Origin of the sequence: Pseudarthrobacter albicanus (assembly GCF_018224015.1) — a bacterium.
Classification (GTDB): Bacteria; Actinomycetota; Actinomycetes; order Actinomycetales; family Micrococcaceae; genus Arthrobacter; species Arthrobacter albicanus.
The window spans coordinates 17,259-28,125 of sequence record NZ_JAGPOT010000034.1 but is presented as its reverse complement, the minus strand read 5'-3'; the positions used below and the strand labels follow the sequence as shown (position 1 = coordinate 28,125).

Annotated in this window: 8 protein-coding genes; 2 read left to right on the top strand and 6 right to left on the bottom strand. The window is 65.1% G+C overall.

The window, feature by feature from the left end; genetic code table 11:
* From J9611_RS09635 to J9611_RS09615, 5 genes are all read right to left on the bottom strand, one after another.
* Positions 1-209: alcohol dehydrogenase catalytic domain-containing protein (locus J9611_RS09635; RefSeq protein ID WP_211879651.1), on the bottom strand; the 209-nt coding region annotated here is incomplete at its 3' end.
* Positions 210-345: 136 nt separating this feature from the next.
* Positions 346-1,869 carry an acetaldehyde dehydrogenase ExaC gene (gene exaC, locus J9611_RS09630; protein ID WP_211879647.1) on the bottom strand — a complete coding sequence of 508 codons (1,524 nt, stop codon included), beginning with the start codon at positions 1,867-1,869 and terminating at the stop codon, positions 346-348.
* Positions 1,870-1,989: 120 nt separating this feature from the next.
* The gene (locus tag J9611_RS09625; protein WP_211879657.1) at positions 1,990-3,366 is read right to left on the bottom strand and encodes a GAF domain-containing protein; all 1,377 of its coding nucleotides are present in this window, start codon (positions 3,364-3,366) and stop codon (positions 1,990-1,992) included.
* 168 nt (positions 3,367-3,534) lie between these two features.
* Complete coding sequence (locus J9611_RS09620) at positions 3,535-3,891, bottom strand: glycoside hydrolase family 18 protein (protein ID WP_211879645.1); 357 nt, start codon at positions 3,889-3,891, stop codon at positions 3,535-3,537.
* 580 nt (positions 3,892-4,471) lie between these two features.
* Positions 4,472-6,796, bottom strand: a complete 2,325-nt coding sequence (locus J9611_RS09615; protein WP_211879643.1) for a bifunctional polysaccharide deacetylase/glycosyltransferase family 2 protein — start codon at positions 6,794-6,796, stop codon at positions 4,472-4,474.
* 902 nt (positions 6,797-7,698) lie between these two features.
* On the opposite strand from J9611_RS09615, the gene J9611_RS09610 reads away from it, so the two are divergent.
* Positions 7,699-8,292, top strand: coding sequence for a hypothetical protein (locus J9611_RS09610; RefSeq protein WP_211879642.1), 594 nt, complete (start codon positions 7,699-7,701; stop codon positions 8,290-8,292).
* 631 nt (positions 8,293-8,923) lie between these two features.
* A complete protein-coding gene (locus tag J9611_RS21820) occupies positions 8,924-9,259 on the top strand; it encodes a hypothetical protein (RefSeq protein WP_246527609.1) in 336 nt (111 codons plus the stop codon).
* A gap of 86 nt (positions 9,260-9,345) precedes the next feature.
* On the opposite strand, the gene J9611_RS09600 is transcribed toward J9611_RS21820, so the two are convergent.
* Positions 9,346-10,791: an FAD-dependent oxidoreductase gene (locus J9611_RS09600; RefSeq protein ID WP_211879640.1), complete on the bottom strand. Its 1,446-nt coding sequence runs from the start codon at positions 10,789-10,791 to the stop codon at positions 9,346-9,348.
* Positions 10,792-10,867: the final 76 nt, after the last annotated feature.

Here is a 10,867-nt window from a genome sequence, read left to right as displayed (position 1 = left end):
TCGCCGACCCCTTCATGACCGGGAATGAACGGCGGTGCCGGCTTCACCGGCCAGTCGCCCGCGGCTGCGTGCAGGTCCGTGTGGCAGACGCCGGTGGTCAGTACCTTGACCAGTGCCTCACCGCGGCCCGGGACGGGAATGGGGAGGGTCTGGATCTGAAGATCCTTGCCGAATTCGGTTACTACTGCTGCTTGCATTGTCGTCGTCATTGGCGAAATCCTTGCGTAGTTCAAGCTTGATATGGCTGAGGCGTGCGCGGGGAGCCGGTTCTTTCCCTGAGGTGCACCAATCGTGCCGGGCGGGGCGGATCACTCCTTGATCCGCCCCGTCCGGGTTCAGTGCGGCCTAGAAGAAGCCGAGCTTGTTCTCGTTATAGCTGACCAGGAGGTTCTTGGTCTGCTGGTAGTGGTCCAGCATCATGGAGTGGTTTTCGCGGCCGATGCCGGAGGACTTGTAGCCGCCGAACGCCGCCCCCGCCGGGTAGGCGTGGTAGTTGTTGACCCACACCCGGCCGGCCTGGATCTCGCGGCCGGCCCGGTAGGCGACGTTGCCGTTGCGGGACCAGACGCCGGCGCCGAGGCCGTAGAGGGTGTCGTTGGCGATGCCCATGGCGTCGTTGTAGTCGCTGAACTTGGTCACGGAAACCACCGGGCCGAAGATCTCCTCCTGGAAGATCCGCATCCTGTTGTGGCCCTCGAAGACGGTCGGCTGGACGTAGTAGCCGCCGGCCAGGTCGCCCTCCAGCCGGGCGCGGGCCCCGCCGGTGAGTACCTTGGCGCCTTCCTGCTTGCCGATGTCGATGTATGAGAGGATCTTCTCGAGCTGGTCGTTGGAGGCCTGGGCGCCGAGCTGCGTGTTGGTGTCCAGCGGGTTGCCCTGGATGATCTTCTCCACCCGGGCCACGGCGTCGGCCATGAACGAGTCGTAGATGTCCTCCTGGACCAGCGCGCGGGACGGGCAGGTGCAGACCTCGCCCTGGTTGAAGGCGAACAGGGCGAAGCCCTCCTGGGCCTTGTCGTAGAACGCATCATTGGTGTCGGCGACGTCGTTGAAGAAGATGTTGGGGCTCTTGCCGCCGAGCTCCAGGGTGACCGGGATCAGGTTCTGGCTGGCGTACTGGCTGATCAGGCGGCCCGTGGTGGTCTCGCCGGTGAAGGCGATCTTGCGGATCCGGGGGCTGGAGGCGAGCGGCTTGCCCGCCTCGACGCCGAAGCCGTTGACGACGTTGAGCACGCCGGCGGGCAGCAGGTCGCCGATGAGTTCCATCAGCACCAGGATCGACGCCGGCGTCTGCTCGGCCGGCTTGAGGACGACGGCGTTGCCCGCGGCGAGCGCCGGGGCGAGCTTCCAGACGGCCATCAGGATCGGGAAGTTCCAGGGGATGATCTGTCCGACGACGCCGAGGGGCTCGTGGTAGTGGTAGGCGGTGGTGTCGTCGTCGAGCTGGGACAGCCGGCCTTCCTGGGCGCGGACCGCGGAGGCGAAGTAGCGGAAGTGGTCCGCTGCGAGCGGGATGTCGGCGTTGAGGGTTTCGCGGATGGGCTTGCCGTTGTCCCACGACTCGGCGACGGCCAGCATCTCGAGGTTCTCGTCGATCCGGTCGGCGATCTTGTTCAGGATGGCGGCGCGCTCGGCGACGGAGGTCTTGCCCCAGGACGGTGCGACCTTATGGGCGGCGTCCAGCGCCAGCTCAATGTCCTCGGCGGTGCCGCGGGCGACCTCGCAGAAGGCCTTGCCCGTGACGGGGGTGATGTTTTCGAAGTACTGGCCCTTGACCGGGGCCACCCATTCGCCGCCGATCCAGTTCTCGTAGCGGTCCTTGAATGTGACCTTCGAACCCTCGGTACCGGGCTGGGCATAAACAGTCATTGCTAGCTCCTTTGCTGTGCAAGATTGGCGGCCAGATGATGGCGGCAGCCGTTGCACCCAGCGTAGGAGCCGGGAGGTTGCAGTCAGGTTGCAACCGTGTGATTCAGCCCACGCACCCCGTCAGGCGCTGAGTTCCGTTTCCAGCCGTTCCAGATCGGCGACGACGGCGGCCCGCTTGGGCGAGCGGGGCGGCAGCAGCTTCAGCGCTGCAGTCCGGACCCCGACGTCGTCCCTCGCCTCGGGCAGCTCAGCGTACTTCAGCAGCGCCTCGGCGCTGCCGTCCGTCAGCAGGGCTTCGCGCAGCAGGGAGGAGACCCGGTGGCGGAGCTCCGCGATGCCGGGCGCTTCCGAGCGGGGCAGCACGGCGCCACGGTAGATTTCCAGGGCAATCCGGTGGGCCCCGCGCTGCAGGCAGTTCAGGACCTGGCCGGCGTCCGGAACCAGGTCCAACGGCAGCCGGTACGGGCGGGACTGCGGGACGGCCTCCGGGTTGAGCTGCTGCAGGATCTTCCGCAGGCGCACCATCTCGGCCCGCAGCGTCGTCGTCGAGGCATCCCCGGCGTACAGCAGGGAACAGAGTTCCTCGGCATTCAACCCTTCCGGATGGGTGCTGAGCAGGGCCAGGATTTCACTGTGCCGGGCGGACAGCGCCACGGTGCGGCCGCCGATGCTGAGCAGGGCCTGGTCCCGGCCCAGGAGCTGAAGGCTGTTCCGGTACAGGCTGCCGGCCGCTGACCCGTCCCGGCCGGAGTCCGGAGCGGCGGTGGAGCTCCGCCGTCGTACCGGCGACGTTTGCGCGGCGGCGGCCAGCTGCAGCCGTTCGATCCGCAGCTGCGCCTGCGCCGCGGCCACGGTGGCCTGCACGAGCGACAGCGTGTGCGGGGCCACCGCGGACTCCGTTCCAGTGATGTCCACGACGCCCAGCAGGGCCCCGGAATCGGGATCGTGGAACGGCACCGCCGTGCAGCTCCACGGATGGACCGAGCGCTTGTAGTGTTCCGCGCCGGCGATCTGGATGCCCCGGCCCAGGGCGAGCGCGGTGCCCGGCGCGCTGGTGCCCACGGTGGCCTCGGACCAGTCGGCGCCCGCCACGAACATCATGCCCTCGGCCCGGCGCTGCAGGGCGGCGTCGCCCTCCACCCAGAGCAGCCGGCCCAGCTCATCCCCCACGGCCACGAGCATCCCGCTGTCATGGCTCGGCTGGACGAGGAGCTTGTGGATGACCGGCATGATCGCGGCCAGCGGATGCTGCCGCCGGTATTCTTCGAGTTCCTCGCGGTCCATGGCCAGCGGGGCCTCGGGGTTGTCGGGGTTCGCGTGCAGCTGCGCCGAGCGCCGCCACGATTCCTGGATCAGGCTGCTGAGCCCCGGCAGCTTATGTGCCTCCGGGAACACGAGGCCCGGCGTGTCCAGCTGCTCATGGGCCGCGCTGGCATACAGCTGGCGCAGCTCCGCAGTGTAACCACCGGGAACTGCCGGATGGATCAGGTTCCGCATTGAACTCCCACCGGGCAGGCGCGACGGCGTGCCGGAGGCAGCCATGTGTGCCCAGTCTAGTTCCGGACGGGGAGTTTGGAAATGGAACCGGGCGCTGCGCGGAACCCTCGGGCAGGGCGGCCGCCGGGCGGGCCGGCGTCCGCGTCTTTTCGGCGATCGGCCGCCTGATCAGCGTGTGTATGCGTTTCCCAGCAATTCCGCGAACATGCCGGATTCCTGCTTCACGCCGCTGCAGTTATTGGAAACCCCGTTGCGCAGCTGCCCTTCGATGGAAGGATTGCAGCCGGTGTCCCTGTTCAGTGACCACATCGACATCCGCCCGATGCCTCGTTCCAACGCGAAGCTGCTCAGTCCTTCAGCATCCTCCAGGGTGAAGACCTGGCCCTTGACATCGTTCGTCCCGACCATGGGCGTGAGCCCGATCTTATTCCACAGGGCAGCAGGGTCGAGCGGTTTACCTGTCTTCTCATACAGCGCGGCCAGCCTCCGATGGGTACCCTCGAATCCGTGCGATGGCAGCGGCACGTCTCTTTGCCGCGGCAGGATCGGCTAAACCCGCGCCTTCGATATCGAGGTCCACTATGTCGAGCCCGTATATTGTGATGACCGCTGCATAGGCCCGGACCAGGGCATCGCTGTCGGTGCAGGCCACGGCCAGTTCGGTGCCGAGTTTCCCTCCGACGGAGACGGCGATGTCATTGCCGGCCTCGCGGAAGTGTCCACCTGCGCGTCGAGATCCAGCTCGTCGTTAGCCTGCTCCAGATCATAGAAACCGTCCCAGGACGGTTCGCAGCTTTGCGGGATCGGAGCTGATAAAGGACAGGACCGTGGTCACTGCGCCGTGTGCAGGCGAATCCCGGAGACGGAGGGGTGGGACGAGGAACCTGCTCCAACAACGGGAAATGGTCATGTCGATGTCGCCTATTTGATTCTTGTTGATTACTCGTCGGGGTGGATCACTATAACCCGGGCTGTTTGTTGCTGCTATAGGGCCCGTTGCGAGGGTCGGCGGCGATGTTTCCACGCAATGCCTGCGTCGGGTCAGGTACGGCTGCTTGTCCCCCCTTTCGGCGGCGGCGCCTTCGCCAAGACACCGCCCGTGCGCTCAGATCGCACCGGGAGTGAGGGGTCCGATCTGCCCGGGTGCGGCCGGGAGCAGGACGCTGTTTGTGCGTTCGGGTTTGTACCAGCCGACGGCGGAACCGCGCAGGGCCTGAACGACGGATCCGAACACGACGTAGGCGCGGAGGGGTTCGTAGATCAGCCGGTAGATGGGGACCACGAGCAGGTGAAGGAGGCTCTCACGGACCATCAGCACCGCCACGATTGAGATGAGCATGTGGGTTGCGGCGACGAACGCCGAGAAGATTGCGACGGCCTGCCATTCTCCGCGGGCCAGGCTGTTAACGGCGACGATGACTGTCAGGGGCATGAAGATCAGCGGGACGAGCACCGAGACCAGTGCGTAGGGCATGGTGAGCATGCCGAGTGCCCCGTACCGGGGGTTGAAGAGCATGGAGCGGTGTTTGTAGAGGGTTTGGATGTTGCCATAGGTCCAGCGGAGCCGCTGCTTGAACAATCCCCGGACCGTCATGGGCGCTTCGGTCCAGGCGACGGCCGCGTTCTCCTGGACGATGCTGTAGCCCAGACGCTGCAGGGACAGGGTCAGGTCGGCATCTTCAGCGAGCGTGTCGTGGGAGTAGCCTCCGGCTTGGACGAGTGCTTCCCGGCGCCACGCTGCGCAGGCGCCGGGACATATGGAGATCGCTCCCATGAGGCCCTCCGCCATGCGGGTGACACAGATTCCGGAGAGGTATTCAAGGCTTTGCCAGGCGGTAATGAGGTTGCGGCGGTTCCCGACTTTGACGTGGCCTGCAACCGCTCCGACTTTCTTGCCGTTCCGGGGTGCGCAGAAGTGCCGGGCAAACATCTTGATGGTCTGGGGTTCAAACAGTGTGTCCCCGTCCAGGGTGACCACGACATCTCCGCGGGATTGTGCTATCCCGTGGTTGCTGGCCGCTGATTTACCGCCGTTGGGCTGGTCGATGACGCGGAGTTCCGGCCATGTTCTGGCGTAGCCGATAAGGACCGCAAGGGTGTCGTCAGTGGAGCCGTCGTTGATTGCGACGACTTCCATGCGGGGGTAGTCGCTGGCTCTCAGGGCGTCCAGCGTCTTGGCCACGACGAGTTCCTCGTTGAAGACCGGCAGGACCACGCTGACGAAAGGCCAGTCTTTCTCCTCGATGGCGTCCCAGAGGCGCTTTCTCTGTCGGGAATTGTTGATCAGCGCGAGGACCACGTACAGGAATGTCAGGGTGGTCAGGGAGCCGATGCCAAACCAGAACAACCAACTCAGCACAACATTCGGGGTGACCAACAACGTTGTGAACGCCGCCAGAGTCGCGTTGTCCTCCACGGTGGCAGTGACATTGTTCTGGGGTACGTATTCGGTCGGCAGCAGGGGTTCCACAGTGGAGAACGTGTAGCCCTGCGCTTTGGCCTGCGGGATGAAGGTCTTCAGCATTTCTATCGTGGCGGCGCGGTTCCCGCCGCCGTCGTGGACCAGGACGATGTGTCCCTGGCCGTCCAGCTCGGGCACTTGAATCGGAGCTCCCGGTGCGTATTCCCAGTCCCGCGTGTCAAGGTCCATGTTGATGTGGAGGTAGCCCAGCTGCTGGGCCTGCAGAAGCGCCAGGGTGTTGTTTTCCGGGTCGCCTGTCGGGATCCGGAACAACCTGGATTCGTAATTGTCCGCGCCGCGCATGACCCGGTCCTCTGCGATGATCTGCTGACGGTTGTAGTTGTCGTCGTGGTCCCAGAAGTCGATGTGGGACATGGTGTGGTTGCCGGCCATATGGCCTTCGCGGGTCATGCGCCGGAAGATGTCCGGGTACTTGACGATGTTGTCACCGACCGAGAAAAACGTCGCAGGCACGCCTTCGCGGGACAGCAGGTCCAGGATTTCCGGGGTGTTCCGCGGGTCCGGCCCGTCGTCGAAGGTCAGCATCAGCGTGCGGTCTGCCGGCATGCCAAGAGTTTCCATGACATAGGGGCTGTCGCCGATCACTTGTGCCTCGCCAGCGGTGGCTTCCCTCCAGATGGTGCCGCTGAAGGGATCTTTGAGCAGGACCTTGCCGTCGTTTCCCTCCACGAGCGCGATCCGGTCGATGGCGAAGCCATCCTCGAAGCCGATCCTGGGAATATTCTCCAGGTCCTGGGTTGACAGCAATCGCCGCGGGTAGTCGGCACTCTGATTCTGCTGCCCCTTCCACACCGGAGCGGTCGCACCGGGCAGAATCGAAACTACGGACAGAACCACCAACAGCACCGCGGCCAGCGACGAACTTAGGATTCTGCGCCACCGGTTTCCGCTCGGATCGAAGAAGACCGGTGCCGGGCCCGGTGAAAGGCCAGGGTCTGAGTTCGCCATGGATTTCCTCGCCAGGGAACCGTACTTAATGACGTCCTATCGGGAGTCAGAAACATGAGCACCAGCGCCCGTTTCCAGAGCTACAAGAGGCCGTGCGCGGCGATAACTTCGCAGGAGAACAGATCGACATGACCTGCCCCTGGAGCACTGGGGGCCGCCGTTCCCGGCGTGCCACCCATGAGTATGAGAGTAGGAGCACCAGCCGCGGCCGCGCATGCGTAGGAGGTACTCGATTTTTCCGAAGGCACTACGTGGTACTTCGGTTTTCCCGAGGGATGCCACTGGCTGCTTGGAGTCTCCTCCGCATCGGCTCTCTTGCCTGAACGTATAGGCAGGGCCGGGCGCCCGGGTAGCCGCACCTGGTGCTGAAAAGGCTACGAGCCATTTTGAACCCGTTTTACCAGCCAGCTCGCTTCCCACCGGACTTGATACTCCCCGGCAGCGGCCCACTCAACCAAGACGTGCGTGACGGTGTAGGCGATGGCGTTCCCGGTGACGAAACGCACCTTTACCGGGGCGGGCCGGATCAGGATGACAGCCCGGCCCGGAGCTTCCCGCAACGCGTTCTCTCGTGCCGCTGACCGGCACATGTCCTCCACGGTCCCCATACCGCATGCTAACGGGCAAAGGAGAGCCGCACCTGTGGTTTTCCTTGAGCCCTGGTCAGAGGATCAGGAGCCACAACAGACGCCATAACGCCCCGGAAGCGGCAGCGGCAGCGGCAGGGAGAGGGGACCCTGCCGGTGCGCAAACGGGCAGGGGCCCGCGCTGCAGCGCATTCTTTGCTTTGAGGTATCGGAAAGAAATGCCTGTGAATCCGTACTCGAGGGTACCCAGGTTGTCGGCTGCCCCGGTAGCGTTCAATGTACGTGGCCGGAACCGGTGGAAGAGGCAGATGCCGAATGCGCAGAAAAGTCTTATCGGCGGCAGGCTTGCTCTTTGTGGTCCTGGCGGCCGCCGCGTGCAAAGGCACGCCTCCCCGGGCATCGGCTGAGAAGGTTGTTCCGGACACCTACGTCACGGCCTACACCTGGTTCGACAACACACCCCATGGCTCTCCCGACATCAGCCACCCCGTGCTGCATAAGAAGGCCGGCGGGACCGGGACTTATGAGGATCCGGTGACCATCGCCGTCGGGCATTCCTTGGAGACGGGGCATGACGTTCTTGATTTCCCGGCCGGCACCCGGATTTACCTGCCCGATGTGCGGCGGTACTTCATGGTGGAAGACACCTGCGGGGACGGCCCCACTCCGGAGGAAGGCCCGTGCCACTCCGGGGCGGACGAAAACGGCGGTGCGTCCATCTGGATTGACATGTGGATTGGCGGCGAGGGGGAAAGTGCGTCGTTCGCACGGCGCTGCACGCAGCAAGTAACAGGCGTGCGCACCGCAGTGTTCGATCCTGCTGACAACTACGTGGTGGCCTCAGGAGGCGGCGTGATGCACGACGGCGAGTGTGACACAGGCTACGGCAACGACCCGGTCACCAAATAGCCCACTGCCCAGTGGTGGCGGTGTGAGAACGGCCCGCATCGCGAACGTCGCCATCGCCGGCGAACTGCGGGCTGGTTCTGGTCGCGAGCCACCCTTGTGGACACCGCGGAGGACCGGATGAACCTGTAGCGCGTGCCGGGAGGCCCCCGGGAAGAGTCCAATGGCCCTGTCTTTCCCGGCCGGAAAAGTGAGATTCTCCGGACTACTTGCATCCTAGGGAGAGGGCGAGATGCCCCGAGTTGGATCATCCGGCAGAGTTGTTTCTGCAGCATTGTGTGCCGCCCTTTCGCTCGCCGCCTGCGTTCCTCCGGCCGTTGCACCGCGTCCCAAGCCGCCGGCTGCGACGTCCGCGCCAGCGAGCTCCGGGACAGCCTCGCCGAGTCCGTCCGGGACCCCGGCGCCGGCGTCGCCCTCTGAGACTGCCTCGGCCGAGTGGAAGAACTTCACGACGGCGGACGACCAGTTGATGTTCGACTACCCGCCGGAATGGACCATCAAGGACCGGGCAGTTGAGGCGGCCCCGGGGGGTGTCTTTGTGGAGGTCCTAAGCGGAGCAGGGAAGTCAATGGCTGCCTTGCGGACCAATATCGTCATTGGAGCAGATTGCACCGAGAAGTATCCATATTCCCTGATGGATTCCGAGGAACTTCCGGCGCTGGCGCAGGGAGGCGTGACGCCGCGCTTTGTTTTCGAAGGCCGGGCCCGGTCCGAAGCGGACCCGACCAAGTCGAACCCGGTGGCCTACGGGATCACTTCCGCGCCTCAGCCCTCCGGGCCCGCAGCCTGCCCCATTTTCCATTTCTTCATCTGGCCGCCAAGCGGGGCGATGTTCGGCGGCGTATACAACCCTTTCGACACGACACCAGGTAACACGCCGGAGGTGGACACTCCGGCGGCCTACACAGCAACGGCCGAGTACGATGACATCCGGCAGATGATCACGTCGCTCCGGCCGGCGGGGAAGTAGCGGACGGCTGTCGGACTTGCCTCGCTGCTGGTCGTCTACGGCCCGTCGGCCGCGCCGCCCGCCACCACGGCTGCCCGTATCCAAAGCTAGCCCTCGGACGAGCCGCGGGAGATCTCGACCATGTCCTCGCGCGGGACCACCTTGATGCGTTCCCGCACCACGCCGCTGGCGTCCTCCTGCGCCGACCATTCCTCGCCGAGCGCCAACTCGTGCGCATCGAGCTTGATCCAGCCTTCCCAGGTGGTGTACGCGATCCCGCGTTCCTCCAGCAGCCTGATGATCGCCTGCGGATCCGGGTTCGCTGCCGGCGGCAGGCCCAGCCGGTCCTCGAGCAGGAAGCCGATCGTTTCCAGGGCATCGCCCTTGGTGTGGCCGATCAGCCCCACCGGGCCGCGCTTGATCCAGCCGGTGGCGTAGATCCCGGGGACAGGATTGCCTTCGGCGTCCAGCACGCGGCCGCCCTCGTTCGGGACCACTCCGCGCTTGGCATCGTATTCCAGCTCATCCAGCGGTGAGCCGTGGTAGCCGATGGCGCGGTAGACGGCCTGCACGGGGTAGTCCACAAACTCGCCGGTGCCCTTGACGTTGCCTGTCCCGTCGAGCTCCATGCGCTCAAACTTGATGCCGGCCACCTGGCCGGACCCGCCGTCGTCGTATATCTCGACCGGGCTGTGCAGGAAGTGCAGGTGCAGGCGGCGGGAGGAGGGCTGCTCGGCTTCGGCGTGCTCCTCCACCAGCCAGTTGGTCAGCGTGTTCACCATGGTCTTGATCTGGTTGTTGCTGCGGATCGCCTCGTCGGAGGCCTCGTCGAACTCGAAGTCCTCCGGATACAGCACGATGTCCACGTCCCTGGCATGGCTGAGTTCACGCAGTTCCAGCGGCGTGAACTTCACCTGGGCGGGGCCGCGGCGGCCGAAGACGTGCACGTCCGTGACCGGGGAATCCTTCAGGCCGGCGTAGACGTTGTCCGGGATTTCGGTGGTAAGGAGTTCGTCGGCGTGCTTGACCAGCATGCGGGCCACGTCCAGGGCCACGTTGCCGTTGCCGATCACGGCGATCTCCCTGGCATCCAGCGGCCACTCGCGCGGGACGTCGGGGTGGCCGTCGTACCAGGAGACGAAGTCAGCCCCGCCGAGGGAGCCTTCGAGGCCGATCCCCGGAATGTCCAGGTCCGCGTCCTTTATGGCGCCGGTGGAGAAGATCACGGCGTCATAGAACGCGCGGAAGTCGTGGAGGGTCAGGTCCCGGCCGTAGGTGACGTTGCCCAGGAAGCGGATGTCGCCCCGGTCCAGGACCTTGTGCAGCGCGTTCACGATCCCCTTGATGCGCGGGTGGTCAGGTGCGACGCCGTAGCGGATCAGCCCATAGGGGGCCGGGTAGGCCTCGAAGAGGTCGATGCTGACCTCGAAGTCGCCGTCCTTGACGCCGTTTGACTTTGTCAGGATGTCCGCGGCGTAAACACCTGCCGGTCCGGCGCCGATGATCGCAACACGGAGCGGACGTTTGGACGTGGATTCGGCCGGGTTGGACACGGGAGCCCTTCTGAGTGTTGGCGGCTGCGCCCGTTGATGCAGCGCACAGTCTCCTATTCTAAATGTCCGGATGAAT

Excerpts from the sequence above, each read along its gene's own strand:
- exaC (WP_211879647.1), bottom strand. The coding sequence starts at position 1,869 with ATGACTGTTTATGCCCAGCCCGGTACCGAGGGTTCGAAGGTCACATTC.
- J9611_RS09625 (WP_211879657.1), bottom strand. The coding sequence starts at position 3,366 with ATGCGGAACCTGATCCATCCGGCAGTTCCCGGTGGTTACACTGCGGAG.
- J9611_RS09615 (WP_211879643.1), bottom strand. The coding sequence starts at position 6,796 with ATGGCGAACTCAGACCCTGGCCTTTCACCGGGCCCGGCACCGGTCTTC.
- J9611_RS09610 (WP_211879642.1), top strand. The coding sequence starts at position 7,699 with ATGCGCAGAAAAGTCTTATCGGCGGCAGGCTTGCTCTTTGTGGTCCTG.
- J9611_RS21820 (WP_246527609.1), top strand. The coding sequence starts at position 8,924 with ATGGATTCCGAGGAACTTCCGGCGCTGGCGCAGGGAGGCGTGACGCCG.